Annotated in this window: 24 protein-coding genes; 19 read left to right on the forward strand and 5 right to left on the reverse strand. The window is 74.4% G+C overall.

Annotation, left to right across the window (positions count from 1 at the left end):
* Positions 1 to 96: 96 nt before the first annotated feature.
* The 4 genes from Athai_RS11080 (at position 97) to recG (ending at position 5,134) form a co-directional block, all read left to right on the forward strand.
* The gene (locus Athai_RS11080; protein WP_203961424.1) at positions 97 to 1,035 is read left to right on the forward strand and encodes a thiamine-phosphate kinase; all 939 of its coding nucleotides are present in this window, start codon (positions 97 to 99) and stop codon (positions 1,033 to 1,035) included.
* 98 nt (positions 1,036 to 1,133) lie between these two features.
* Positions 1,134 to 1,586, forward strand: coding sequence for a GNAT family N-acetyltransferase (locus tag Athai_RS11085; protein ID WP_203965524.1), 453 nt, complete (start codon positions 1,134 to 1,136; stop codon positions 1,584 to 1,586).
* A 195-nt stretch (positions 1,587 to 1,781) separates the two neighbouring features.
* Positions 1,782 to 2,867, forward strand: coding sequence for a hypothetical protein (locus Athai_RS11090; protein ID WP_203961425.1), 1,086 nt, complete (start codon positions 1,782 to 1,784; stop codon positions 2,865 to 2,867).
* Between the two features lie 56 nt (positions 2,868 to 2,923).
* Positions 2,924 to 5,134, forward strand: a complete 2,211-nt coding sequence (recG, locus tag Athai_RS11095; protein WP_203961426.1) for an ATP-dependent DNA helicase RecG — start codon at positions 2,924 to 2,926, stop codon at positions 5,132 to 5,134.
* A 105-nt stretch (positions 5,135 to 5,239) separates the two neighbouring features.
* Here the strand turns inward: recG and Athai_RS11100 are convergent, their stop codons facing one another.
* Both Athai_RS11100 and Athai_RS11105 read right to left on the reverse strand, forming a co-directional pair.
* Positions 5,240 to 5,863 (reverse strand): nucleoside/nucleotide kinase family protein, encoded by a 624-nt coding sequence (locus Athai_RS11100; RefSeq protein ID WP_203961427.1) that lies wholly within the window; start codon positions 5,861 to 5,863, stop codon positions 5,240 to 5,242.
* A gap of 42 nt (positions 5,864 to 5,905) precedes the next feature.
* Positions 5,906 to 6,958 (reverse strand): hypothetical protein, encoded by a 1,053-nt coding sequence (locus tag Athai_RS11105; protein WP_203961428.1) that lies wholly within the window; start codon positions 6,956 to 6,958, stop codon positions 5,906 to 5,908.
* Between the two features lie 309 nt (positions 6,959 to 7,267).
* Here Athai_RS11105 and rsmD point away from each other — a divergent pair, with 309 nt between their 5' ends.
* The 9 genes from rsmD to mutM all read left to right on the forward strand — a co-directional run bounded on the left by rsmD (position 7,268) and on the right by mutM (position 14,119).
* Complete coding sequence (gene rsmD / locus Athai_RS11110; protein ID WP_203961429.1) at positions 7,268 to 7,825, forward strand: 16S rRNA (guanine(966)-N(2))-methyltransferase RsmD; 558 nt, start codon at positions 7,268 to 7,270, stop codon at positions 7,823 to 7,825.
* A complete protein-coding gene (coaD, locus tag Athai_RS11115) occupies positions 7,822 to 8,307 on the forward strand; it encodes a pantetheine-phosphate adenylyltransferase (protein WP_203961430.1) in 486 nt (161 codons plus the stop codon). Before rsmD ends, coaD begins: the two co-directional genes overlap by 4 nt.
* Positions 8,308 to 8,395: 88 nt before the next feature.
* Complete coding sequence (locus Athai_RS11120) at positions 8,396 to 8,899, forward strand: ATP synthase subunit B family protein (RefSeq protein WP_203965526.1); 504 nt, start codon at positions 8,396 to 8,398, stop codon at positions 8,897 to 8,899.
* 145 nt (positions 8,900 to 9,044) lie between these two features.
* Positions 9,045 to 9,614: a YceD family protein gene (locus Athai_RS11125; RefSeq protein WP_203961431.1), complete on the forward strand. Its 570-nt coding sequence runs from the start codon at positions 9,045 to 9,047 to the stop codon at positions 9,612 to 9,614.
* A gap of 208 nt (positions 9,615 to 9,822) precedes the next feature.
* A complete protein-coding gene (rpmF, locus tag Athai_RS11130) occupies positions 9,823 to 9,996 on the forward strand; it encodes a 50S ribosomal protein L32 (protein ID WP_203961432.1) in 174 nt (57 codons plus the stop codon).
* 12 nt (positions 9,997 to 10,008) lie between these two features.
* A complete protein-coding gene (locus tag Athai_RS34065; RefSeq protein ID WP_420829772.1) occupies positions 10,009 to 11,118 on the forward strand; it encodes a phosphate acyltransferase PlsX in 1,110 nt (369 codons plus the stop codon).
* A complete protein-coding gene (gene rnc, locus Athai_RS11140; protein ID WP_203961433.1) occupies positions 11,115 to 11,849 on the forward strand; it encodes a ribonuclease III in 735 nt (244 codons plus the stop codon). Before Athai_RS34065 ends, rnc begins: the two co-directional genes overlap by 4 nt.
* Positions 11,846 to 13,042: a mannosyltransferase family protein gene (locus Athai_RS11145; RefSeq protein ID WP_203961434.1), complete on the forward strand. Its 1,197-nt coding sequence runs from the start codon at positions 11,846 to 11,848 to the stop codon at positions 13,040 to 13,042. The genes rnc and Athai_RS11145 overlap by 4 nt, the downstream gene beginning before the upstream one ends.
* A 174-nt stretch (positions 13,043 to 13,216) precedes the next feature.
* Entirely contained in the window at positions 13,217 to 14,119 is a 903-nt protein-coding gene (gene mutM, locus Athai_RS11150; protein WP_203961435.1) for a bifunctional DNA-formamidopyrimidine glycosylase/DNA-(apurinic or apyrimidinic site) lyase, read from the forward strand.
* On the opposite strand, the gene Athai_RS11155 is transcribed toward mutM, so the two are convergent.
* Positions 14,055 to 14,735 carry a TMEM175 family protein gene (locus Athai_RS11155; RefSeq protein WP_203961436.1) on the reverse strand — a complete coding sequence of 227 codons (681 nt, stop codon included), beginning with the start codon at positions 14,733 to 14,735 and terminating at the stop codon, positions 14,055 to 14,057. The genes mutM and Athai_RS11155 overlap by 65 nt on opposite strands.
* A gap of 7 nt (positions 14,736 to 14,742) precedes the next feature.
* The gene (locus tag Athai_RS11160) at positions 14,743 to 15,459 is read right to left on the reverse strand and encodes an SDR family oxidoreductase (RefSeq protein ID WP_239156869.1); all 717 of its coding nucleotides are present in this window, start codon (positions 15,457 to 15,459) and stop codon (positions 14,743 to 14,745) included.
* Between the two features lie 86 nt (positions 15,460 to 15,545).
* On the opposite strand from Athai_RS11160, the gene Athai_RS11165 reads away from it, so the two are divergent.
* From Athai_RS11165 to Athai_RS11185, 5 genes are all read left to right on the forward strand, one after another.
* Positions 15,546 to 16,163, forward strand: a complete 618-nt coding sequence (locus tag Athai_RS11165; RefSeq protein WP_203961437.1) for a TetR/AcrR family transcriptional regulator — start codon at positions 15,546 to 15,548, stop codon at positions 16,161 to 16,163.
* An 88-nt stretch (positions 16,164 to 16,251) separates the two neighbouring features.
* Positions 16,252 to 16,554 carry an acylphosphatase gene (locus Athai_RS11170; protein WP_203961438.1) on the forward strand — a complete coding sequence of 101 codons (303 nt, stop codon included), beginning with the start codon at positions 16,252 to 16,254 and terminating at the stop codon, positions 16,552 to 16,554.
* Between the two features lie 152 nt (positions 16,555 to 16,706).
* Positions 16,707 to 16,901, forward strand: a complete 195-nt coding sequence (locus Athai_RS11175) for a hypothetical protein (RefSeq protein WP_203961439.1) — start codon at positions 16,707 to 16,709, stop codon at positions 16,899 to 16,901.
* Positions 16,902 to 17,662: 761 nt separating this feature from the next.
* A complete protein-coding gene (gene smc / locus Athai_RS11180; protein ID WP_203961440.1) occupies positions 17,663 to 21,223 on the forward strand; it encodes a chromosome segregation protein SMC in 3,561 nt (1,186 codons plus the stop codon).
* An 85-nt stretch (positions 21,224 to 21,308) separates the two neighbouring features.
* Positions 21,309 to 21,935, forward strand: coding sequence for an HAD family hydrolase (locus Athai_RS11185; RefSeq protein ID WP_203961441.1), 627 nt, complete (start codon positions 21,309 to 21,311; stop codon positions 21,933 to 21,935).
* A 105-nt stretch (positions 21,936 to 22,040) separates the two neighbouring features.
* On the opposite strand, the gene Athai_RS11190 is transcribed toward Athai_RS11185, so the two are convergent.
* Entirely contained in the window at positions 22,041 to 24,005 is a 1,965-nt protein-coding gene (locus Athai_RS11190) for an NHL repeat-containing protein (RefSeq protein WP_203961442.1), read from the reverse strand.
* 119 nt (positions 24,006 to 24,124) lie between these two features.
* On the opposite strand from Athai_RS11190, the gene Athai_RS11195 reads away from it, so the two are divergent.
* On the forward strand, positions 24,125 to 24,892 hold the full coding sequence (locus Athai_RS11195; RefSeq protein WP_203961443.1) for an SDR family NAD(P)-dependent oxidoreductase: 768 nt from the start codon (positions 24,125 to 24,127) through the stop codon (positions 24,890 to 24,892).
* Positions 24,893 to 25,270: the final 378 nt, after the last annotated feature.

The following is a 25,270-nucleotide window of genomic DNA, read 5'->3' on the forward strand; positions in this document are numbered from 1 at the left end:
GGTTGGCCGCGAGTGGCAGGATGCGAGCAAGCCGACGACAGCGGCCGACAGCGGCGGCGGCGCGCATCCACCGCCGGCGATCGGAGGAGCCCTGCAGTGACGGTTGCCGAGATGGGGGAATTCGGCCTGATCGAGCGGGTCACCGCGCGCCTGGCGCCGGGCCCGACCTGCCTGCTCGGCCCCGGCGACGACGCGGCCGTGGTGACCACCTCCGACAACCGGGTGGTGGTCAGTACCGACGTGCTGGTCGACGGCCGGCACTTCCGCCGCGACTGGTCCTCGGCGACAGACGTCGGGCACCGCGCGGCCGGTGCCAACCTGGCCGACATCGCCGCGATGGGCGCCACCCCGACCGCGCTGGTGGTCGGGCTGTCTGCGCCGCCGGAGCTGCCGGTGGAGTGGGCCGAGCAGCTCGCCGACGGGCTCGCCGCGGAGGCGGCGCTGGTCGGTGCGAGCGTGGTCGGCGGTGACATGGTGGCCAGCCCCACGCTGACCGTCTCGGTGACCGCGCTGGGTGACCTGCGCGGGGTCGCGCCGGTGACCCGGTCCGGTGCGCAGCCCGGCGACCAGGTGGCGCTGGCCGGCCGGCTCGGCTGGGCGGCGGCCGGTTTCACCGTGCTGTCCCGCGGGTTCCGGTCGCCGCGGGCGCTGGTGGACGCGCACCGCCGGCCGCTCGTGCCGTACCAGTGCGGTCCGGTCGCGGCCCGGCAGGGCGCCACCGCGATGATCGACGTCTCGGACGGGCTGCTCGCCGACCTGGGCCACGTCGCCGACGCCAGCGGCGTCGCGATCGACGTCCGGCGGGAGCGGTTCGAGCTGCCGGAGCAGATGGTGGACGCGGCCCGGGCGCTCGGCGTCGACCCGTACGAGTGGGTGCTGACCGGCGGCGAGGACCACGCGCTGGTGGCGACGTTCCCGGCCGGCAGCGTGCTGACCGCCGACTGGCGGGTGATCGGTGCCGTCACCGCGGGCAGCGGCTTGACCGTCGACGGTGAACCGTTCACCGGCCGCGGCGGCTGGGACCACTTCCGCTGACCGGCGGCGCTCGTCACGTTGGCCGAATCCGCTCGCCGAACGCGCCGGGGTGCTGCTGGAATGGCGGGGTGACGATCGACGACATCACCACCGCGGCGCTGCACATCGAGCGGGTCGGCTTCACCGAGCCGGTGGCCCGGCAACTGGTGGCGCAGGCGCTGGCCGACCTGGGCTCCCGGTACGGCGGGGAGGGCGACGAGACGCCCGTCGATCCGGCCGACTTCGCCGCGCCGAACGGCGCGTTCCTGGTCGCCTACCGGGGCGAGACGCCGGTCGGGTGCGGTGCCTGGCGCTCGCACGGGGACGGCACCGCGGAGCTGAAGCGGATGTACACCGTGCCGGCGGCGCGCGGCACCGGGGTGGCGACCGCGGTACTGGCCGCGGTCGAGGCGGACGCCCGCCGCGCCGGCCGAACCCGGATCATCCTGGAGACCGGCGGTAAGCAGCCGGAGGCGATCGCGCTGTACGGCAAGCTCGGCTACCGGCGGATCCCGAACTACGGCTACTACGCCGACGAGCCGGACTGCCTGTCCTTCGCCCGCGATCTCTAGCTTGGGCGCGGCCTGCCGCCGGGGACGGCCCGGACCGCGTTCCGCATCCCGCCTCCGCGATCCGTCGCCGTGGTCCGGTCGGCAGAACCGGCCACTGGCCGGCGGCGATGTCACCCGATGTGCACCCGTTTGCGCGCACCGTGGTAACTGGACCTCACCGGCGTCCTGTTGGGCGCGACCGCTTACCCTCCGGTCGTGACCTACCCGCCGCAGTCGCCCGGTGGCTGGCCCGATCAGCCGCCGCAGGGCCAACCAGCGCAGCAGCCGTACTCGGGCGCCGGCGCCGACCCGTTCGGGCCGGCGCCCGCCCCGCCGTCGGGGGCGCCGTCCGCCGGCGACGAGCCGTCCGGCTTCGAGCAGTACTCGCTCGACACCGGCTGGCAGCAGCAGCCTCCGCAGTACTCGCAGCCCCCGCAGCCCGGCGCGCAGCCCCCGCCGTACGGGGCGCCACTGGCGCCGGGGATGGCGCCGCCGAGCGGGCCACCGGCCGGTTACCAACCGAGCGGGCCGCCCGCCGGCTACCAGCCCGGTACGGGCGGGTTCCCGCCACCGGGTGGGCCGGTGCCGGCGAAGAAGCGCTCGATCGCACCGTGGTTGTTCGTCGGTGGCGGCGCCCTGGTGCTGGTGCTCGCCATCGTCGCGGTGGTGGCCCTGGTCTCCACCGGCAAGGACAAGAAGCCGCCGGCCGCGGACCCGAGTTCGAGCGCGAGCGCGCGACCGTCGACCAGCGCCACCGCGAAGCCGTCGCCCGGCCCGTCCGACGACGGCGTGCACGGCAACAAGATCATCGACTCGGCGACCGGCTGGGGCTTCACGAAGGCCGGCTCGCCGTGGGTCGACTCGGTGGCGCCGGCGGCGAAGGAGTTGCAGAGCCCGGTCGGCCAGTCGGTCAAGATCGACACCAACGTGTACGCCACGATGCAGCTGGGCAAGCTGGCCAGCAACTTCGACTACAGCGGCCCGAAGGATCTGAAGAGCGTCAAGTCCGACCTGGCCACCTCGATCCTGAAGGGCTACTACGGCTCCGGCGCCAAGGTCGACGCCAGCGTCGATCACAAGGACGAGCAGCTCACGCAGCTCGGCCGGAAGGCCTGGCTGTGGGCGTTCGACGTCGCCTACACCAGCTCGGCCGGCAAGAAGACCAGCGAGTACGTCGTAATCGCCGTGCTCGACTGCGGTGACGGCACCGCGGCCGGCTTCTGGGGTTCGGTCCCGGACGGCCACGACGAGCTGAACAAGCAGATGCGCAAGGCGGCCGGCACCCTGACGCCCAAGCCCTGACCGCCGACAGCCCCGGCGCCGCCGGGGCTGTCGGTGCGCCTGGTTAGGGTTGCCGGATGGCGACCTTGAGCACGCCGCTGGGCAAGGTGCTCGGCGACAAGACCGCCGCCGCGCTGTCCGAGACGCTCGGCCTGGCCACGGTGGGTGACCTGCTCTACCACTTTCCGCGCCGGTACGCCGAGCGCGGCGAGCACACCGACCTGTCCGCGTTGCAGGTCGGTGACCAGGTCACGGTGCTCGCCCAGGTACAGCGGGTGAACGTGCGGCCGATGCGGCAGCGGCGCGGCAAGCTGCTGGAGGTCACCGTCGGCGACGGGCAGCGCACGCTGACCCTGACGTTCTTCAACCAGGCCTGGCGGCAGCGCCAGCTGACCGTCGGGCGCTGGGGGCTGTTCGCCGGCAAGGTCACCGAGTTCCGCGGCAAGCGGCAGCTCAACGGGCCCGACTTCCAGCTGCTGTCCGACCCGGGCGAGGGCGCCCAGGACAACACCGAGATCGAGGAGTTCCTCGGCGCGCTGATCCCGGTCTATCCGGCCGCGGCGACGATGCCGAGCTGGACGATCGCCCGCTGCGTGCGGGTCGCGCTGGACATCCTGGAGCCGCCGCCGGATCCGCTGCCCGAGCCGCTGCGCGCCGAGCACGAGCTGGTCGGGCTGGCCGCCGCGCTGCACGACATCCACCGGCCCAGCAGCTGGGAGGCGCGTGCCGCGGCCCGGCGCCGGCTGACCTTCGACGAGGCGTTCGCGCTGCAGTTGACCCTGGTGCAGCGCAAGGCGCGGGCGGCGGACTGGCCGGCGGTGCAGCGGCCCCGGCGCGCCGACGGGGTGCTCACCGCGTTCGACGCCCGACTGCCCTACCAACTGACCGACGGGCAGCTCGCGGTCGGCGAGGAGGTCGCCACCGACCTGGGCCGCCCGCATCCGATGCACCGGCTGCTGCAGGGCGAGGTCGGCTCCGGCAAGACGGTGTGCGCGCTGCGGGCGATGCTGCAGGTGGTCGACTCCGGCGGGCAGGCGGTGCTGCTGGCGCCGACCGAGGTGCTGGCCGCGCAGCACCACCGCGGCCTGGCCGCGCTGCTCGGCGACCTCGCCCGGACCGGCCCGGCGCCGGCCGACGGGGAGCTGCCGCTGACCGACGACAGCGCCGGCGCGACCGGCCTGGCGCTGCTGACCGGGTCGCTGCCGGCGGCGGCCCGGCGCCGGGTGCTCGCCGACATCGCGGCCGGCTCCGCCGGCATCGTGGTCGGCACGCACGCGCTGCTCTACCAGGGAGTCGAGTTCGCCGACCTGGGCCTGATCGTGGTCGACGAGCAGCACCGGTTCGGCGTCGAGCAGCGCGATGCGTTGCGGGACAAGGCGACCCAGCCGCCACACGTACTGGTGATGACCGCCACCCCGATCCCGCGCACGGTGGCGATGACGGTGTTCGGCGACCTGTCGGTGTCGTCGCTGACCGAGCTGCCGCGCGGCCGGTCACCGATCACGACCCACGTCGTACCTGGCAACCGGGAGCGCTGGATGGAGCGCACCTGGGCCCGGGTGCGCGAGGAGGTCGCCGCCGGTCACCAGGCCTACGTGGTGTGTCCACGGATCGGCACCGATCCCACCGACGAGGACGCGCCGGAGGAGGGCCCGCCGGCCGAGGACGAACGCCGACCCCCGCTCGGCGTGGCCGAGGTGGCTCCGCAGCTCGCCGACGGGCCGCTGGCCGGGCTGCGGGTCGGCCAGCTCACCGGCCGGCTGCCGGCCGACCAGAAGGACGCGGTGATGCGCGCGTTCGCCGCCGGCGAGCTGGACGTGCTGGTGGCGACCACGGTGATCGAGGTCGGCGTCGACGTGCCGAACGCGACGGCGATGGTGGTGCTCGACGCCGACCGGTTCGGCGTCTCGCAGCTGCACCAGTTGCGCGGCCGGGTCGGCCGTGGTGCCGCGCCCGGGTTGTGCCTGCTGGTGAGCGAGGCGGCGCCGGAGTCGCCGGCGCACGAGCGGCTCACCGCGGTCGCCTCCACGGTGGACGGGTTCCGGCTCGCCGAGCTCGACCTGGAGCAGCGGCGGGAGGGCGACGTGCTCGGCGCCGCACAGTCCGGTCGCCGCTCGCACCTGCGGCTGCTGTCGCTGTTGCGCGACGCGAAGCTGATCGCGCAGGCGCGGGACGAGGCGATCCGCGTCATCGAGGACGACCGCGACCTGGCCGAGCATCCGCTGCTGGCCGAGGCGGTCGCCGCCCTCGTCGACGAGGACCGCGCCGAATACCTGGAGAAGGGCTGACCGGGCCGCCGCACGGCACCGACCGGCGGCGGCGCACCGGCCCGGCCCCGTCGCCGGGCCGCATCGGCGGTGCCAGGCACGGCCGTGATCCGGCGGCCCTGCCGGTCAGCCGACGATCAGGGCGGGATGGTCGGGGTCGTCGTAGCGCACCGCGACGTCCGCGGTGCCGCGCGGCGCCACCTCCTCGGCATACCGGCGGTACGCGTCGAGCGTCCAGGCGGCGTCGGGGTCGAGCCGCCGGGCCAGTACGGCCGGGGAGACGTCCAGGTGCACGGTGAGCTCGGCCGGCAGCCCGCGCCCGAGCAGCAGGTCGCCCTCGAGCAGCAGTACCGCGCCGGCCGGCGCCGCGCGGTAGCGGGCCCGGGTGGCCCGGTCGGCGTCGACGTCCCACAGCGTCGGCAGGTAGCGCCCGGATCCGTCCGGACCGAGCGGCGCCAGTACCTCCCGGACCAGCCCGGCCGCGTCCAGCCAGCCGTCGTAGTAGCTGTCCGGGTCGCGCCGCCCGTACTCCAGCCGCAGCGACGCCGGGCGCAGGAAGTCGGCGGCGTGCACCACGACCACCGGTCGGCCGCGGGCGCGTAGCGGGTCGGCCAGTGCGGTGGCGAGCTGCTCCGGCCGGGCCGGCGGCGCACCGTCCAGCAGCACCCGGGTACGGTCCGGGCCGATGCCGTCGATGCGCGCCACCAGCCGGTCGACCAGTAGCGCCGGGGTGATCGGTTCGACCCGCACGAGCTCAGCGCCCGCCCGTGCGAAGCTGCCGACGACCGACCATCAGCGGTCGGTCGGGGAGACGCGGCGGCGCCGGGCGGTGACGAACAGCACCAGCCCACCGCCGGCCAGTACCACGACGGCCACGATGACCGCGGCCAGCGACCCGCCGGTGACCGGCAGGCTGCTCGCGCTGCCGGCGGCGGCGGCGGCGCTGCTGGCCGGCGCGGAGTGGACCGGCGCCGGAGCGGCCGACGCGGACGGTGACGCGGAGTCGGTCACGCTGACCACGCAGGCGGTCCGGCCGCCGTGGAAGCTGCCCAGCGGCCCGATGGACCGGTTGCCCGGGGCGCCGCCGTGACCGAGCACCTTCGCTCCGTAGCTGGGTGTGCCCTTCCGGAAGTCGGTGAGCACCTCGTCCCGATCGCCCCAGATCAGCACCACCTGGGTGTAGCAGTCGGGTACCGCCACCCGCAGTGTCACCGACGGGTGCCGGGCGCTCACCGTGCGGGTCTGCTGTCGGAACAGCTGCTGCGGCAGCGCGGAGGCGTAGCCGCCACCGGCGCTCGTCGCCGTGTAGCTGGCCAGCGAGAAGTCCTGGCTGGAGCCCTTGCACAGCTTCTGGCCGGCCAGCAGCGCCACGGTGGCGGTGCCCTTCGTACCGTCGAAGCTGTGCTGGTAGCTCGCGTCGGCCGCCTCGATGCACTTGGGCGCCGGCTCCGAGCACACGTCGCCGGGGATCGTCTTGCTGGCGGTCTGGGCGGCGGTCGCGCGGTCCGCCCAGCGCACGGTGTAGTTCAGCGTCGCCGTCTCGGTGGAGGTCGGCACCAGCTGCTTGCCGATGATCTTGTCGCCCTTGCCGTCCAGCTCGGTGCCGCCGAGCGCCACGCCGGCCGGCTTGCTCGACACGTCGCTGACGTCGGCCACGTCCGGCCAGCCGTTGCGGATCGACCAGCGCACCGCGACCTTGCCGTTCTCGCAGCTCAGCGTCGCGGTGGCGGGCGCGGCATGGGTGGTTGCGGCGGCCGGCGCGGCGAAGCTGAGCGCGCCGAACAGCCCGACCGCCAGGGCGGCGAGCAGCGCCGGTATCCGGCGCACCAGGTCAGTGCCAGGCAAGGCGTACTCCGCGACAGGGGTGATCGGGTTGGCCATGCGGTGCGGTGCCGCGACGGGCTGCGGCGACCGCGCGAGAGGGGGGTGCGCGGCGGGACTCGGTCTCGCCCACAGCCCCGATCCGCGCGACCTCCTCGCCGCCCGACCTTAACCATCCGGAACCAGCTGCCGGAAGGCGGCCGGTGGGTAGCCGGCCCGCCGGGCGGTGATCGAACACGCAGGGTGGCGACATCGTCGCGGCAGGGCGGTCCCGGCCGACGGTACCCAGCCGGGTACCGTCACCGCCGTGCAGCATGCCCACGGAGCGCGCCGGTGACCCGGATCGTGGCCGGCGCCCTCGGCGGCCGCCGGCTGGCGGTCCCGGCCGGGCAGTCCACCCGGCCGACCTCCGATCGGGTCCGCGAGGCGCTGTTCAGCACCCTCGGCACGCTGCTGGAACTGCCCGGCGCCCGGGTGCTGGACCTGTACGCCGGGTCCGGCGCGGTCGGCTTCGAGGCACTGTCCCGCGGCTGCGGGTACGCGTTGTTCGTCGAGTCCGATCCGAAGGCGGCGGCGGTGCTGCGCCGCAACGCCGCGCAGCTGGGGGTCGGCGGCGCGGCCCGGATCGTCGCCGGTCCGGTCGCCCGGGCGCTGGAACGGCCCCCGGCGCAGCGCTACGACCTGGTCTTCGCCGACCCGCCGTACGCGCTGCCCCAGGAGACGCTGACCACGGTGCTGGCTGCCGTCACCGCCGACTGGCTCGCGCCGGACGGGGTGCTGGTGGTGGAGCGCTCGACCCGCACCGCCGAGCCGGACTGGCCGGAGGAGATCACCGGCCGGCGCGGACGCCGCTACGGCGAGACCACCCTTTGGTACGGTCGCCGATCATGAGGCGTGCGATCTGCCCCGGGTCGTTCGATCCCGTCACGAACGGGCATCTGGACATCATCGGCCGGGTGGCCAACCTGTACGACGAGGTCGTGGTGGCGGTCTTCGTCAACCAGTCGAAGGTCGGGCTGTTCGACGTCGGCGAGCGCATCGAGATGCTCACCGAGGTCACCCGGCAGTACCCGAACGTGACGATCGACTCGTTCGCCGGGCTGACCGTGGACTACTGCCGCGCGCACGGCATCTCGGTGATCGTCAAGGGCCTGCGCGCGGTCAGCGACTTCGACTACGAGCTGCAGCAGTCTCAGATGAACCTGGGGCTGGCCGGCGTGGAAACCCTCTTCATGGCCACGAACCCGCTTTACTCTTTTCTGTCGTCAAGTTTGGTCAAGGACGTCGCGAAGTGGGGCGGCGACGTGTCACCGCACGTTCCGGACGTGGTGGCGCAGCGACTCGCCGCGCGGCTGCGCCCCGGTACGGCCTGACCCGGCGGCCCGGCCGCGCCGGCAGGTGACGCGACCGGTACCAGCGAGAGGCAGGCGATCCGCGCCTGGCAGGAGGGAAGTGACCGGGTTGGATCCGCTGGAGCGCATCGACGAGATCATGAACTACGTCGAGTCCGCCCGATCGGTGCCGATGTCGTCGCGCAACTGCATGGTCGACCGCGGCGAGATCATCGCGATGCTCGACGAGCTGCGGGCCGAACTGCCGGGCGAACTGCGCCGTTCGCAGGCGCTGCTGGAGGAACGCGACAAGATCATCGCGGCGGGCCAGCGGGAGGCCGAGCGCATCATCACCGAGGGTGAGGCCGAGCACGCCCGGCTGGTCTCGGCCAACGAGGTCGCCGTCTCCGCCGAGCACGAGGCCAACCGGATCGTCGGCGAGGCCCGCGAGGAGTCGCAGCGGCTGCGCGAGGAGTGCGAGGAGTACGTCGACACGACCCTCGGCAACTTCGAGCGGTTGTTGACCAAGTCGCTCGCCACGATCGAACGCGGCCGGGACAAGATGCACGCGCTGCGGGAGATCGGCTCGTTCGCCCCGGACGACGAGGAGTTGCCCGAGTCGTCGCTGTCCTGACCGGGCCCCGGCACCCGGCTGGGGGCCCGGGGCGTGGCGCCGGGCGTTCACCGGTTCGACGCTGCGCGGCGCCCGCGGGTAGCCTTCCACGGTGCCGGCGGGTCCCGCCGGTGTCCACCGAACGATCGAGGTCGACCGAGACATCATGGCTGAAAGCACGCCGCGTCCGCCGGACGCCACGTCGCCGCTGGTGCTGTCCACCCGCGAGCTGCCCCGCGGCGCGGGGGAGATGCGCGAGGTGGTGCGCACCGCGCCGGCGCCGGCCGACCTCGGGCTGCCGCTGATCGGCGTGCCCGAGGGCGCCGAGATCGACCTGGATCTGCGGATGGAGTCCGCCTCGGAGGGCGTGTTCGTCTCCGGCACGGTGACCGCGCCGCTGCGCGGCGAGTGCGGTCGCTGCCTGCAGGAGATCTCGGACACGATCACGGTGCACCTCGGGGAGTTGTTCGCCTACCCGGGCAGCACCACCGACGAGACCACCGACACCGACGAGGTCCGCCGGCTGCAGGACGAGCTGGCCGACCTGGAGCCGGTGATCCGGGACGCCATCGTGCTGGAGCTGCCGACCAGCCCGCTGTGCAGCCCGGACTGCGCGGGCCTGTGTGCGCAGTGCGGCCAGCCACTGGCCGACCTGCCGCCCGACCACGGCCACCAGACGACCGATCCGCGGTGGTCGGCGCTCGCCGGGCTGAAAGACAAACTCGCCGATTCGTGACCGCGGCGGCCCAACGGGGCCCGGGGTGCGCCCCGGGCACGGTCGGTCGGGGGCGCAGCGGCCCCGTTCGAGCGCTTGCGGGCGACCCGGCAGTGGTCGTCGGCGCCCGATGGGTGACAATAGCTGGGCGGCTCGGTGACCCGAGCGATTCCGTGTGCCCCGGTGCACGGTGCCCGATCCAACGAGAAGACCATCAGGAGTGAGTGACGTGGCCGTTCCGAAGCGCCGGATGTCGCGGAGCAACACGCGGTCCCGCCGCAGCCAGTGGAAGACCAGCGCGGTGGCCACCCAGCCGTGCCCGCAGTGCCGGTCGCCGAAGCTGCCGCACGCGGCGTGCGGTGTGTGCGGCACCTACAACGGCCGCCAGGTCGTGGAGGTCTGACCCGCCCGCGACATGACGCGATCCGAGCGGCGTGCCGCGCGGATCGCCGTCGACCTCCTCGGCGGGGACGATGCTCCCGCCGTCGTGGTTGACGGCGCTCTGCTGGCGCTGAACGCCGACCCCATGCTCCGGCTGTTGCCGGTGGGTCCCCAGGTCGTCCTCGACGACCTGCTGGCCCGGCTTCCCGCTGCCCATCGGGAGCGGACCGAACCGGTCCCGGTCGAGACCGACGGCACCCTGCCGGTCCATGCCGCGGTGCGGCTGGTCTCCGCCGAACGCGCGGACGCGGTGGTGTCCGCCGGCGCGACCGGTTCGGCGGTGCGATCCGCGGTGGCGCACTGCGGACGCTTCCCGGGGCTGCGCCGCCCGGCCCTCGCGGTCACCGTGCCCGCGGCCCGCGGGCCGCTGATCCTGCTCGATGTGGGCGCCGCGCCCGACCTGACCGCCGCCGACCTGGTCCGCCATGCCGTCCTGGGCGCCGGCTACGCGACGGCCACGCTCGGCGTCGCCCGGCCGCGGGTCGGGCTGCTGTCCATCGGCACCGAGCCGGGCGTGGGCGACGAGTTGCGGCGCGCCGCCGACCGGGAACTGGCCGCGGGCGTGCTGCCGCCGGACACCGACTACGTGGGCCTGGTGGAGGGCTACGACGTGCCCGTCGGCGGTGTGGCCGACGTGGTGGTCACCGACGGTTTCACCGGGAACGTCCTGCTCAAGGGCATCGAAGGCGCCCTGCGGCTGAGTCGGGGGGCGGCCGGTGCGCTGCGCCTGAACCACGGTACGGACGGTCTGCGGCCGGATCGGGCCGTGGCCGGCGCGGTGCGGTGCGGCCCGGGCGTCGACGCCGGCCCGGACGGCGCGGACCCGCCGGTCGACGGCGATGGGGTGCCGCGGGCCGCGGCGCTGTTGGGAGTGGCCGCGTCGGTGGTGGTCTGCCACGGTGCGGCGGACGCGTCGGACGTCGCCTCCGGGATCGGGTTCGCCGCGCGGATGGTCGCCGGGCACACGGTCGATCGGGTGGCGCGGATGGATCGAGTGTTCCGGGAGCTGACCCGGGCGCCAGGAGGTGTGCGAGGCGATGAGGCGACGACAGGTCCCGCAGATGACGACCGGAGGCCGCGATGAGTAGCGCGACACCGACCGAGCTGACCGCGGCGCTGGGCGTCGAGCTGTCGCCGCCGCTGTTGGAGCGGGCCCTGACGCACCGCTCGTACGCGTACGAGCACGGTGGTCTGCCGACCAACGAGCGGCTGGAGTTCCTCGGCGACGCGGTGCTCGGCCTGGTCGTGACCGACGCGCTGTACCGCACCCACCCCGACCTGCCGGAGGGGCAGCTGGCGAAGTTGCGCGCCTCGGTGGTCAACATGCGCGCGCTGGCCGAGGTGGCGCGCGGTCTCGGCCCGCACGGCCTCGGCGCGTACGTGCGGCTCGGCAAGGGTGAGGAGACCACCGGCGGTCGGGACAAGGCGAGCATCCTCGCCGACACCACCGAGGCGCTGCTCGGCGCGGTCTACCTGGAGCACGGCACGGACGTCGCGTCGGTGCTGGTGCACAAGCTGTTCGACCCGCTGATGGCGGACGCGTCGCGACGCGGCGCCGGCCTGGACTGGAAGACCAGCCTGCAGGAGCTGACCGCGAACCAGGGCCTCGGCGTCCCCGAGTACGAGGTGGCCGAGGACGGGCCGGACCACGCGAAGACGTTCACCGCGTGGGCGGTGGTGGCCAGCGAGCGGTTCGGCTCCGGTAACGGCCGAAGCAAGAAGGAGGCCGAACAGCGCGCCGCCGAGCAGGCGTGGCGGGAACTCTCGGCCCGTGCCGAGGGGGGCACCGGCGGCGCGTCGACCGGGTCGGCGTGACCGAGCAGCTCGACGTCGGCGCGGCGGCGCCGCCGGCGTCGGCGACCGGGCCGTCGCCGCGCGTGGAGTTCGTGATCCGGCAGCTGCTCGCGCCGGTGGCGATCTTCGCGGCGAACCGGCTGGTGCAGTTCGTGCTGCTGGCGCTGCTCGCGCGGCCCGGCCAGACGGTGTACTCGCGGCTGTCCATCTGGGACGCCGACTTCTTCCTGCGGATCGCCCGGGACGGCTACGACCACGCCCTGCAGTACGACGGGTCGGGTCACCTGATCGGCAACACGCTGGCGTTCTTCCCGGGCTACCCGCTGTGCGTACGGTTCGTCGCGCTGTTCGGGGTGCCCTACCCGGCCGCCGGCGTGGTGGTCTCGCTGCTGGCCGGCGCCGCCGGTACGGTGCTGATCCACCTGCTGGGCCGGCAGCTGCGCGGCGCCCGGTTCGGGTACGTGCTCGCGGTGCTGTTCTGCGCGCAGCCGATGTCGGTGGTGTTCTCGATGGCCTACTCGGAGGCGCTGTTCTGCGCCCTGGTGCTGGCCATGCTGCTGTGCCTGCGCCGGCAACAGTGGCTGCTGGCCGGCGGGTTCGCCGTCGCTGCCGGCCTGACCCGCAGTACCGGCCTGGCCGCCGCGGTGGCGCTGGCCTGCTACGCCGGGTACCGGCTGTGGGCCGACCGGCGGCTTGCCGGTGCGCCGCGGGTCCGCCCGGTGGTGGCGGCGCTGGCCGGGCTGGCCGCGGTGCCCGGCTTCTGGCTCTGGGTGGGACACCGGCTGGGCCGCACCGACGGCTGGTTCGTCGAGCAGTCGCAGGGCTGGGGGACCGGCGTCGACTGGGGTGCGGCGAGCCTGCGCTTCGTGGCCGACACGTTCCGCAACGCGGACGGCTTCATCCAGCTGGCGACCGCGTTCCTGCTGGTGTTCACCGGGGTGCTGGTGCTGTGGGCGCTGCTGGATCGCACCGACGGCAACTGGTGGCCGATGGCGCTGTACGGCCTGCTGGCCTACGGCACGGTCGCCGGCGCCTCGGGCTACTTCAACTCCCGACCCCGGCTGCTGGTACCGGTGCTGTCCGCGCTGCTGCCGGTCGGCGCGGCGCTGCTGCACGCCCGTACCCGGGTGCTGGTGCCGTGCCTGGTGGCGATCAGCCTGGTCGGCTGCTGGTTCGGGGCGTACATGATCACCGTCTGGCCGTACACGATCTAGCGGTCGCAACAGGAGGGCGTGGGATGGCTGTCGAGGCTCGGGGCGGGATCGCCACGGCGGAGGTGCGAGTGCATACCGGCGCGGAGTGCGCTCGTGCCGGCGACGCGGGCCGCGTCGTGCCGAGTCCGACAGGCGCCGACCGCCCTTCGTACCGCGACCTCTCCGGGATGCCCGGTGCCTGAGCTGCCCGAGGTGGAGACCGTCCGTGCCGGTCTGCAGAAGTGGGTGGCCGGCCGGCGGATCGAACGGGTCGAGGTGCGCCACCCGCGGGCGATCCGCCGGCACGCGCCCGGCGCCGAGCACTTCACCGCGGCGCTGTCCGGCCGGACCATCGTCGACGCCCGCCGCCGCGGCAAGTACCTGTGGCTGCCGTTGGACGGCCCGGTCGAGCCGGGCGACACCGCGGAGACGGGCGAGGCGATCCTCGCCCATCTGGGCATGTCCGGCCAGCTGCTGGTGCAACCGCCGGACGAGCCGGACGAGAAGCACCTGCGGGTCCGCCTCGAATTCGCCGACGGCGGCACCGAACTGCGTTTCGTCGACCAGCGCACGTTCGGCGGGCTGTCGCTGGCCCGGCTGGTCCGGGCCGGGCTCGGTGGCGCCGAGCTGCCGGCCGAGATCGCGCACATCGCCCGCGACCCGGTCGACCCGGAGTTCGACGACGAGGCGTTCGTCGCCGCGCTGCGCCGCCGCCGTACCGGCGTCAAGCGGGCGCTGCTGGACCAGTCGCTGATCTCCGGGGTCGGCAACATCTATGCCGATGAGGCGTTGTGGCGGGCGAAGCTGCACTGGGCCCGCGCGACCGACACGATGACCCGCCCGGCGGTCCGTGCGCTGCTCGCGGACGTGCGCGGGGTGCTCGGTGACGCGCTGCGCGCCGGCGGCACCAGCTTCGACGCGCTGTATGTCAACGTCAACGGCGAGTCGGGCTACTTCGACCGGTCCCTGGACGTGTACGGCCGGGACGGCGAGCCGTGCCACCGGTGCGGCACGCCGATCCGCCGCGAGCCGTTCATGAACCGCTCGTCGTACCGCTGCCCGCGCTGCCAGCCCCGTCCGCGGCATCCGCACCCGTAGCCGGGGCCCCGGTGCGGCCGGACGGCGCGGCCCGGCCGACGACGAACCAGACCACCAGGCCGGCCTCGACCAGCACCGAGCCGATCGGCGTGGCCAGCGCGAGCAGTGTCGCCGCGAGGTACCCGGCGGGCCCGACCAGTGAGGTGCGCCGGGCCCGGCGGGCGGTGTCGGCGCTGCCGGGGTGCATCAGCTCCGGATGCCGGTACAGATGCTGCCAGAGCAGCGTGAACCACATCGAGGTCAGCGTCAGCGCGGCGCCGTAGAAGACCGCGGCGCCGGTCGCGTCGTGCCCACCGACGAGGTGCTCGCCGACGGTGGCGGTCGGTACCGGCAGGAAGCCGATCGTCAGCAGCATGCCGAGGTTGAGCAGCAGCAACGTCCGGTCGACGGCCCGGACCTGGTGGAACAGGTTGTGGTGGTGGATCCAGGCGATCCCGATGATCAGGAAGCTGACGACGTAGCCGGCCAGCGACGGCCACTCGTGGCCCAGCGCCGGCCACACCGCGGCGTCCGCGACCGGTGCACGAATGTCGAGTACCAGCAGGGTGGCCGCGATCGCGATGATGCCGTCGCTGAGGGCGGACAGCCGCGCCGGCGTGATCGTGGTGGGGTTCATCCGGGGATTATCGGCCGGAGGCGAGGTGCACCCCGCCGGCGACCTCCAGCACGCTGCCGGTGACGAATCCGTTGGTGGCGAGGGTCAGGACCGCCTGGGCGACCTCGCCGGCGGCGCCGATCCGACCGACCGGCAGCGTCTTCTCCTGCGCGGCGAACATCTCGTCGCGCACCGCTTCGGGCACCTGGTCCCACCACGGGGTACGGATGATGCCGGGGGAGACCGCGTTGACCCGCAGCGGCGCGAGCTCCACCGCGAGCGGGCGGATCATCGCCTCCAGCGCTCCGTTGATCGCGGCCAGCCCGGCGGTGCCGGGCAGCGCGGCGCGGGCCGAGGCCGCGGTCAGGAACGTGATCGAGCCGCGCAGCCGGGGGAGCGCCGCCTGCGCGATGCCGAGGTGCGCCCAGAACTTGCGCTCGAAGCCGTCCCGCAGCGCGGAAAGGTCGAGGGTGGCGAACGGGCCGGCGCCGGCCGCGCCGCTGAGCGCCAGCACCAGGTGGTCGTACTCGTCGGGGGCGGTGAAGAAACCGGCGACCAGGTCGGGGTCGGTGGCGTCGAGGCGGTGTGCGGTGCCGCCGATGCGGTCGGCGACGGCGGCGAGCCTCGTCTCGTCGCGCCCGGTGATCACCACGTCGGCGCCCTGCTGGGCGAACAGCTCCGCGGTGGCGGCGCCGATGCCCGAACTGCCGCCCATCACGAGGGCGCGCTGACCAGTGAGTGACACGGTTGCCTCTTTCCATTTGTCGAGTCGTACCGTCTCGACAAAGCATTACCGAGACCAATCGTCTCGTCAACGGGTACAGTGCGAGCATGCCGGGAGATTCCAGTCACGTCGATGCCGGCCCGACCCGCCGGCCGCACACCGGGCGCCGCCGCAACGAGGCCGCCCGGCGGGCGATCCTGGCCGCGGCGCTGCGGGCCGCCGCCCGGTCCGACGCGGTGCCCACGGTCGACGCCATCGCCGCCGAGGCGGGCGTCGGCAAGCAGACGATCTACCGCTGGTGGTCCGGGAAGCACGCGGTCCTGCTGGAGGCGCTCGCCGACAGTGCCGCGGTGCAGGTGCCGGCTCCCGACACCGGTACCCTGCTCGGCGACCTCACCGCGTTCCTCACGGCCACGTTCCGGGGCGCCGGCCGGCCACCGGTCTCGACCGCGCTGCGGGCACTTGCCGTTGCGGCACAACGGACTCCGGATACCGCGACGGCACTGAGGGGCTTCGTCGAGGCGCGCCGGGAGGCCCTGCGCGCGTTGCTGGTGCGCGGGGTGGAACGCGCCGAGCTGCCCGCCGCCACCAACCTCGATGTGCTGGTCGACCAGGCCTACGGCCTGCTGTGGTACCGGCTGCTCCTGGGGCACGCGCCGCTCACCGACGAGGCGGCCGCGAGCCTCGCGGCGTCGCTCGCCGGGAGGCCGGCATCGGGCGAGTGACCGGGCCGGCAAACATCGCCGGAACGAGACCGTTGGACTACTCTATGTATGCATAAGGACCACTCTCGGCTCGGTGATGGACGATCGAATGAGCGCGGTGACGCCGGACGGACGCGGCGGGTCGGTTCGGGTCGTGGCCGTGGTGCGGGGCCTCGTCCAGGGCGTCGGGTTCCGCTACCGGACCCGGTCCCGGGCCGAGGCGCTGGGGCTGTCCGGTTGGGCCAGAAACCTCCCCGATGGGCGGGTCGAAGTGGTCGCGGAGGGGGACCGTGCTGCATGTCACGATCTGGCCGATTGGCTCGGTGGTCCACAGGCCCCGGGGCGGGTGGATGCCGTGGTGGTACGGGTGGAGCGGGCACGCGGCGACCTGGCCGGATTTGCGACGGGGTGATGAAGTTGAGCCCACCAGACTCATGACATCCTTGACGATGTCGGCCGTGCTGGCACACCATATGGACGTCGCCACTGCACCCGCCCGTCTCGCCGATCCGGTGGCGGGTGTGCATCTACGGCCATCCGGCGACGCATTCGCAAGGAGACACCATGGCGAAGGCCCTCTACGGCCACGTCGGTCATGCGCCGGATCGGCGCCTGATCGACGAGGTCACCCGACTGCGCGCCCGCGTGCGGGCGCTCGAGTTCGAGACCGCGCGGTTGCAGGCCGAGAACGACCGGCTGACCGCGGCGAGTCAGGAGTCCGACGATCTGTTCCGGATCTCCGAACCCGCGCTGACCTGATCCGGCGCTGACCCGTCCCGGACGGCATGCGGGCGCAGCGCCCGGCCGAGCCGGAACAAGCACGGACCGCGCACCGACGATCAGCGCACGCACCACCGCAGTACCCGATGGAGCCCGTAGCCGCGGGATCGGTACCCCGCGTCCGCCGTGTCCGCCGTCGTGCGGTCTCGCGCGGTGGCGCGCCGTCGCGCGAACCCGGGCAGACCGCGCCGATACCGGAACCGGTATCGGCGCGTCCGTCCCTTTCCGGCCGGTTCGCGCTCCCCGGCGGGTCGCGGCCCTCCCGCCTCGGACTCGGCCGCGAGCCGGCGCCCCGGCACGCGCTGTCGCCCCTGCGCCGGAGACACGCGCTGTATCGCCCCTGCGCCCGAGCACGCGTTGTGTCGCCTTGGCGCGCCGGGGGTGCGCGCTGTGTCGCCTTGGCGCGCCGGAGGTGCGCGCTGTGTTGCGCTGGCGCGCCGGAGGTGCGCGCTGTGTTGCGCTGGCGCGCCGGAGGTGCGCGCTGTGTTGCGCTGGCGCGCCGGAGGTGCGCGCTGTGTTGCGCTGGCGCGCCGGAGGTGCGCGCTGTGTTGCGCTGGCGCGCCGGAGGTGCGCGCTGTGTCGCCCTGGCGCGCCGGAGGTGCGCACATGCTCATCGGGCGTGGTGCGGCACGGTAGCCTGCGACTCGGGCCTTTTCTCCCCGGCACGCCCGGCGGAAGGCCCGAACGCGCAGGTCGCGCCGCGCGCAGGTCAGTTCCCGCCATGGAGGATCGACAGCCCAGTGCATCTCAAGAGCCTCACGCTGAAGGGCTTCAAGTCGTTCGCCACCGCCACGACGCTGAAGCTGGAACCCGGCGTCACCTGCGTGGTCGGCCCGAACGGCTCGGGCAAGTCCAACGTCGTGGACGCGATCGCCTGGGTGCTCGGCGAGCAGGGCGCCAAGGCGCTGCGCGGCGGCAAGATGGACGACGTGATCTTCGCCGGTACGTCCGGCCGCGCCCCGCTCGGGCGCGCCGAGGTCACCCTGACCATCGACAACTCCGACGGGGCGCTGCCCATCGACTACACCGAGGTGTCGATCACCCGACGGCTGTTTCGCACCGGCGACGGTGAGTACGAGATCAACGGCGACCGGTGCCGGCTGCTCGACATCCAGGAACTGCTGTCCGACTCCGGCATCGGTCGCGAGATGCACGTCATCGTCGGCCAGGGCCAGCTCGACCAGGTGCTGCACGCGAAGCCGGAGGACCGGCGCGGGTTCATCGAGGAGGCGGCCGGCGTCCTGAAGCACCGCAAGCGCAAGGAGAAGGCGCTGCGCAAGCTGGATGCGATGCAGGCCAACCTGAACCGGGTCCAGGACCTCACCGGCGAGCTGCGCCGCCAGCTCAAGCCGCTCGGCAAGCAGGCCGAGATCGCCCGCCGGGCCGCCGGCATCCAGGCCGACCTGCGCGACGCCCGGTTGCGGCTGCTGGCCGACGACCTGTCCGCGGTGCGCGGGGCGTTGCGCAAGGACGTCTCCGACGAGGAGTCGATCCGCGCCAGCCGGGAACGCATCGAGGTCGAACACGGCTCCGCGCAGCGCCGGCTCACCGAGCTGGAGCAGGCGCTGGCCGCCGACGCGCCGGTGCTCGCCCGCGCCCAGGAGACCTGGTACAAGCTGTCCGGGCTGCAGGAACGGTTCCGCTCGACGAGCCAGCTCGCCGCCGAGCGGGTGCGGTTCCTGTCCGCCGCCGGCGACGACGAGCGCACCGGCCGTGACCCGGATGCGCTGGAGCACGAGGCGGAGCGGGTCCGCGAGCAGGAGACCGAACTGCGGCTGGCCCTGGAGGAGGACAAGGCGCGGCTGGCCGAGACGGTCGAGTACCGGCAGCAGGTCGAGTCCGAGCTGGCCGGGGCGGAACGCGAACTGGTCGCCGCGGCCAAGGCGGTCGCCGACCGGCGGGAGGGTCTCGCGAAGCTGACCGGCCAGGTCAACGCGCTGCGGACCCGGTCCCGCGCGGCGGAGGACGAGATCGCGCGGCTGTCGGTGGCGTTCGACGAGGCGCAGGCGCGGTACGAGACGGCCGCCGAGGAACTCGCCGTCGCGCAGGAGAGCGCCGACGGCATCGACTCCGACGACGCCGAGGTGGCGCAGCGGCTCGCCGACGCCAAGCAGGCCCGGCAGGACGCCGAGGCGGGCGTCAAGCAACTCACCGACGCCGAGCGCGCCGCCGAGCGGGAGGCGGCCCAGTGGAAGGCCCGGGAGGAGGCGCTCGCGCTGGGGCTGCGCCGCAAGGACGGTGCCGGCGCGTTGCTCGCCGCCGGTGCCGACCGGCTGCCCGGCGTGCTGGGCAGTGTCGCGGCCCTGCTCACCGTCGAGTCCGGGTACGAGGCGGCGGTCGCCGCGGCGCTCGGCCCGTTCGCCGACGCGGTCGCGGTCCGCGCGGTCGACCATGCGGTCGCCGCGGTCGAGCTGCTCAAGGCCGACGACGCCGGCCGGGCCACGATGCTCGTCGGTACCGACTCCGGCGCCGCCGAGCCGACCGGCGGGCTGCCTGGCGGGGCACGCTGGGCGATGCAGGTGCTGCAGGCGCCGGTGGAGCTGCGGCCGGCGGTCGCCGCACTGCTGCGCGACACGGCGGTGGTCGACGATCTCGCCGCGGCCCGCAGCCTGGTCGCGGACCGGCCGGAGCTGCGCGCGGTCAGCCGGGACGGCGACGTGCTCGGCGCCGACCACGCCGCCGGCGGATCGTCGTCGGCGCCGAGCTTCATCGAGGTACAGGCCGCGGTCGACGAGGCGGCGCAGCGCCGGGCCGAGGCCGAGCAGCGGGTCGAGGAGCTGGGCGAGCAGCTGGAGCGGGCCCGCGCGGTGGTCGCCGAACGGAGCGAGGCGGCGAAGGCGGCCGAGCAGCAGCGCCGGTCGGCCGAGCAGCAGCGCCACGCGGTGTCCCGGCAGCTCGCCGAGTACGGCGCCGCGGCCCGGTCGGCGCGCGGCGAGGCGGACCGGTTGCAGACCTCCCGGCAGAAGGCCGAGCAGGCCCGGGATGCCGACCTGGCCGGGTTGGCCGAGCTCGAGGAGCGGCTGCGGCTGGCCGAGGCGACCCCGGCCGACGAGGAACCGGACGCCACCCGGCGCGACGAGCTGGCCGCCGCGGTCGGCCCGTCCCGGCAGGCCGAGATGGAGGCGCGGCTGGCGGTGCGTACCGCCGAGGAGCGGGTCCGGGCGCTGTCCGGCCGTGCCGACGGACTGGCCCGGCAGGCCGCGCAGGAACGCGCCGCCCGGGAACGCGCCGCGGCCCGGAAGGCTCGTCGGGAGCGCGGTGCCACGATCGCGCGGGCGGTGTCGCTCGCCGCCCAGGCCGCGCTGCACCGCATCGGCGAGTCGCTGACCGCCGCGGCCACCGAACGCGACCAGATCGCCGCCGCCCGTACCGGGCGCGAGGCCGAGCTGGCCGAGGTCCGTACCCGGGTGCGTGAGCTGGGCGGTGAGCTGGAGCGGCTGACCGATGCGCTGCACCGGGACGAGGTGGCCCGGGCCGAGCAGCGGATGCGCATCGAGCAGCTGGAGGCCAAGGCCGCCGAGGAGTACGCGATCGACGTCGAGACGCTGCTCGGCGAGTACGGCCCGGACCAGCCGGTACCGCCGACCGCCGCCGAGGTGGCCGCGGCGGAGGCGGCGGAGAAGCCGATACCGCAGCCGGCCCTGTTCGACCGGGCCACCCAGGAGAAGCGGGCCGCCCGGGGAGAACGCGAGCTGGCCCTGCTGGGGAAGGTGAACCCGCTCGCGTTGGAGGAGTTCGCGGCGCTGGAGGAGCGGTACAAGTTCCTCTCCGAGCAGTTGGAGGACCTGAAGGGCACCCGGCGCGACCTGCTGACCGTGGTCAAGGAGGTCGACGACCGGATCCTGGAGGTGTTCCGCAGCGCCTACGAGGACACCGCCCGCGAGTTCGAGAAGGTGTTCTCGGTGCTGTTCCCGGGCGGCGAGGGGCGGCTGCGGCTGACCGACCCGGACGACCTGCTCACCACCGGTATCGAGGTGGAGGCCCGGCCGCCGAACAAGAAGGTGAAGCGGCTCTCGCTGCTGTCCGGTGGGGAGCGCTCGCTGACCGCGATCGCCCTGTTGTGCGCGATCTTCCGGGCCCGCCCCAGCCCGTTCTACGTGATGGACGAGGTGGAGGCGGCGCTGGACGACGTCAACCTGGGGCGGCTGCTGGACGTGATGCGGCTGTTGCAGGCGGAGTCGCAGCTGATCGTGATCACCCACCAGAAGCGCACCATGGAGATCGCCGACGCGCTGTACGGGGTGACCATGCGCGGCGGCGTCACCCAGGTGATCAGCCAGCGCCTCGCCGAGGCCGGTTGACCGGGGTGCGGTCGGTGGTCGGAGCGGCTAGCCTTGCCGCCGGTGCGGCGCTCGGGCGGCACCGGGCGCGCGAGTGGGAGAGCGGATGCGGGAGCGGTGCCAGGCGCTGGTGCTGGACATGGACGGCGTGCTGCGCCGGTTCGACCCGGCGAACGAGCAGGCGGTGGCGGCGACGCACGGGCTGCCGGCCGGCATGCTCACCGACCTCGCGTTCGAGCCGGACCGGCTGCGTGCGGTGCTGACCGGTCGCGCCAGTCACGCCGAATGGCTCGCCTCGGTCACCGACGCGCTCGCCGCCGCCACCGACGACCGGCAGCGCGCCGAGCAGGCGGTGGCTGCCTGGTCGGCGTACCGGGGAGCGGTGGTGCCGGAGGTGCTCGACGCGGTGCGCGCGGTGCGGTCCGCCGGGGTGCCGGTGCTGCTCGCCTCGAACGCCACCGACTGGCTGGCCGCGGACCTGGCTCAGCTGGGGCTGACCGGCGAGTTCGACGGGGTGCTCAACTCGTCCGAGCTCGGGCATGCGAAGCCGTCCGCGGAGTTCTACGCGGCGGCCTGCGACCGGCTCGGCGTGCCGGCTCGGCTGTGCCTGCTGGTCGACGACAGCGACCGCAACGTGCGCGGCGCCCGGGCCGCCGGCCTCGCCGCGATCCGCTACACCGGCCCGGCCGACCTCACCTACCTGACCTCGGCGCTGGCCCCGGCGACCGCCTGAGCGCCGTGCGGTCGGCGCCGGCGTCCGGGGCGTGCGACATCTCGCGGGATCGCCGCCGATGGCGTCGCCGGCTGGGCGGCGACGGGGCCGGGCTGCCGGTGCCGCTCAGAGGCGGATGCGGACCAGGTCGGTGCCGCGCAGCGTGTAGACGACGTCGGCGACCGGGTCGTACGAGGCCTGCGGCTCGTTGAACCAACCGCCGCCGAGCCCACCGACCACGGTGACCGGCCCGGCCTCGGTGAGCCGGAACAGCGTGTTGCGGGTGACGCCGTACAGGGTGCCGTGCCGCCAGAACAGCTGGCCGCCGCCGGCGTCGGCCAGCTGGTAGCTGGCGAGCACGAGGCGGTCGACCGGATCCGCCACGACCAGCCGCCCGGCCGAGGTCAGCCCGTACAGGCGGTTGCCGTGCGCCGACAGGTCGGACCAGCCGGTCGCACCGGGTACCGCGGTCCAGCGCCACCGGGTCCGCCCGGTGTCCAGGTCGACGGCGGCGAGTTGCGCCTCGGTCGCGGTCGGCGGCACGCCGTCCGCGGCGATCTCCGAACCCAGGTAGCCGACGTGCCCGCGTGCGGTGACCGCGCTGATCGCCTGCCCCGGCACCGGGTCGTACCGGTGCGCGGTGTCGCTGGCCACGTCGTAGAGGGTGAACGCGCCGCCGACGGTGCCGTACTCGGAGCGGCTGCCGATCGCGAGCTGCCCGCGGTCGGGCAGCCAGGTCATCGCCCGTGGCCGGTTCTGCCCGCCGCCGAGCGCGCCACGGCGGGCCATCGTGCGGGTCACCGGGTCGTACGTGTCGACGAAGCCGCCGGGGTAGACGCCGAGGTACGCCCGGCCGCCGACGGGCACGATCCGCTTCGGCTCACCGAACGCCCGGACCCGCCGGCTGGTACCGGCCGCGAGGTCGTGGACCTGCAGCCCGAAGTTGCCGCCGACATAGGCGTACCGGCCGTCCTGGACCGCGACCGACTGGGCCGGTTCCGCGGCGGCCGGCATTCCGGCCGCGACCAGATCGGTCACCGTGGTCGCCCCGGTGTCCGGGTTCAGCGTCCACACCTCGCCGCTGCCGGCGACGCCGACGAGCTGGCCCGCGGAGACGAACACGCCGCGGGTCTCGTCCTGCGGTACCGGCGTGCCGAGCCGTTCCAGCGTCCCGGTACCGCGCCGGTAGCGGTAGACCGAGCCGGAGGTGCGGGCGGTCAGGTAGACCGAGTCACCGTCGATGGTGATCGCGTCGACGGTGCGGTCGCCGGTGTCGACGATCGTGTACCGGCCGGGGTCGTGCCGGTCGATCAGGGCGAGCTTGCCGGACGGCTCGGTGCCGACCGCGATCAGGTCGTCGGTGACCGCGACGTCGTAGACGAACGCCTCACCGCGCAGCTCGGCCGGGAGGATCTCGCGGCGCTGGCCGGTCGCCGGGTCGTACGCGACGAGCCGGGCGGCCGCACCGGTGCCCGCGTAGACCGTGCCGTCGTCGGCGACCGCCACCGACCGCACGTAGTGCTGCCCGGGGCTCGCCTGGCCGAGGTCGCTGGTCGCGCCGGTGTCGGGGTCGACGGCGTAGAGCTTCCCGGACGGGTAGGTGCCCGCGTACAGGGTGCCGTCCGGCGCCGCCGCCAGGTCGAACACGTACGTGTCGGTGCCGAGGCCGGTGAGCCGGGTGGCGGTGTCGGTGGTCGGGTCGTACCGGTGGATGTCGGCGACGCCGTACGTGCCGGCGTACACCGCGCCGTGGTCGACCGCGGCGGCCCACCCGCCGGTACCGGTGGGCAGCTCGGCGTGTCCGACGACCCGGCGGGTGGCCAGGTCGTAGCGGGCGACGACGGCGGGCTGCAGGCCGCGGGTCACCAGGTACAGCGTGCCGCCGTCGATGGCCGCGCCGGTGACCGGCGCCGACACGACGCCGGCGCCGAGGTCGTCGACCCGCGGTGCGGTGCTGCCGGCCGCGGCGGGCGACGGGGCGGCGGTTCCCGCGGTCGCCGTGGTGGGGTGGGCGGGGTCGGCCGGCGCCGCGGCCGGCACCAGCACCGTGGCCAGGATCGCCGCGAGTCCGGCCGCGAATGTTCTGACCATGCCGACACCTTTTTCGGCCGTGTCCGAAAAGCGATTGGCGCTCATTACATGTCCTCGCCGTCCCGCTGTCAACGCCGCGGGCAGATCGTGCGCCCGGCGCCAGCCCGTACGGTGGCCCCATGGACACGGGACTGGCAGGCAAGCGGGTACTGGTGACGGGCGCGACCGGCGGCATCGGCGGCGAGATCGTCGCCGCGTTCGCCGGCGAGGGCGCCCGGGTCGGCGTGCACCACCGCTCCGATCCGCCGCGGGCGCGGGAGCTCGCGACCCGGTACGGCGGGGTCGCACTCGCCGCCGACCTCACCGTCGAGGCCGAGGTGGACGGGCTGGTCGCGGCGGCCGTCGAGGGCCTGGGCGGGCTGGAGATCCTGGTGGCGAACGCCGGGAAGTACCCGGCGCCGGCAGCCCCGGTGTGGGAACTGGATCCGGCCCGCTGGCGGGCCACGATCGCGGCCAACCTGGACGCGACGTTCCTGCTCTGCCGCGCCTTCCTGCGGCACGTGGCAACCACCGGCGTCGGGACGATCGTGCTGGTCGGGTCGACCGCCGGCCAGTTCGGCGAGGCTGACCACGCGGACTACGCGGCGGCCAAGGCGGCACTGACCGGCCTGGCACGCAGCCTCAAGAACGAGATCGTCCGGATCGCGCCGGCCGGCCGGATCAACGTCGTCGCGCCGGGTTGGACCGCGACCGAACGCAACGCCGACCGGCTCGGTGATCCGGCCTTCGTCCGGGCCCGCACCGCGACGATGGCGCTGGACAAGCTGGGTCGCCCGGCCGATGTCGCCGCCGCCGCGGTGGTACTCGCCTCCGACCGGCTGTCCGGCCACGTCACCGGCGAAACGGTGACCGTCGCCGGTGGCATGGAGGGCCGCCTGCTGCGCTGACCACGCGCGGGGCCGCCCGGCCGCGGTCGGTGCGGGCATCGGTCCACCCGGGCGGCGGGCAGGTCGACGGACCCCGAGCCGCCGGGATCGGCGACAGTTCTGGGCCCGGCCGGTACCACCGGCCGGCCGCCGGGCACGGCCCGGATCGCGGCTCTGCTGGCAGGTACCCCGGTCGGGCGGGTCACCGCAGCATCGGGCGCCACCGGTGCGGGACGGCAAGCGGTTTCACCGGCGGTGACGCGGTGTGCCGGAGGCGCGGGTCACAGGCGAGCACGGGCGGTGATCAATCGGGCGGCGGCCGGCTAGACTCGGCAGGTACCTGTCATCGGCGCACCGCGCGCCGGGCACGTCTTGTTCATCCCGGTGGCCCTCTCGACG

The sequence above is a fragment of the Actinocatenispora thailandica genome (genome assembly GCF_016865425.1).
Lineage (GTDB): Bacteria > Actinomycetota > Actinomycetes > Mycobacteriales > Micromonosporaceae > Actinocatenispora > Actinocatenispora thailandica.

What these genes read in the sequence shown, in the direction of transcription:
- recG (WP_203961426.1), top strand. Translation starts at nt 2,924, where the DNA reads ATGGCGACCTTGAGCACGCCGCTGGGCAAGGTGCTCGGCGACAAGACC.
- coaD (WP_203961430.1), top strand. Translation starts at nt 7,822, where the DNA reads ATGAGGCGTGCGATCTGCCCCGGGTCGTTCGATCCCGTCACGAACGGG.
- Athai_RS11125 (WP_203961431.1), top strand. Translation starts at nt 9,045, where the DNA reads ATGGCTGAAAGCACGCCGCGTCCGCCGGACGCCACGTCGCCGCTGGTG.
- Athai_RS34065 (WP_420829772.1), top strand. Translation starts at nt 10,009, where the DNA reads ATGACGCGATCCGAGCGGCGTGCCGCGCGGATCGCCGTCGACCTCCTC.
- rnc (WP_203961433.1), top strand. Translation starts at nt 11,115, where the DNA reads ATGAGTAGCGCGACACCGACCGAGCTGACCGCGGCGCTGGGCGTCGAG.
- Athai_RS11155 (WP_203961436.1), bottom strand. Translation starts at nt 14,735, where the DNA reads ATGAACCCCACCACGATCACGCCGGCGCGGCTGTCCGCCCTCAGCGAC.
- Athai_RS11165 (WP_203961437.1), top strand. Translation starts at nt 15,546, where the DNA reads ATGCCGGGAGATTCCAGTCACGTCGATGCCGGCCCGACCCGCCGGCCG.
- Athai_RS11170 (WP_203961438.1), top strand. Translation starts at nt 16,252, where the DNA reads ATGAGCGCGGTGACGCCGGACGGACGCGGCGGGTCGGTTCGGGTCGTG.
- Athai_RS11175 (WP_203961439.1), top strand. Translation starts at nt 16,707, where the DNA reads ATGGCGAAGGCCCTCTACGGCCACGTCGGTCATGCGCCGGATCGGCGC.
- Athai_RS11185 (WP_203961441.1), top strand. Translation starts at nt 21,309, where the DNA reads ATGCGGGAGCGGTGCCAGGCGCTGGTGCTGGACATGGACGGCGTGCTG.
- Athai_RS11190 (WP_203961442.1), bottom strand. Translation starts at nt 24,005, where the DNA reads ATGGTCAGAACATTCGCGGCCGGACTCGCGGCGATCCTGGCCACGGTG.
- Athai_RS11195 (WP_203961443.1), top strand. Translation starts at nt 24,125, where the DNA reads ATGGACACGGGACTGGCAGGCAAGCGGGTACTGGTGACGGGCGCGACC.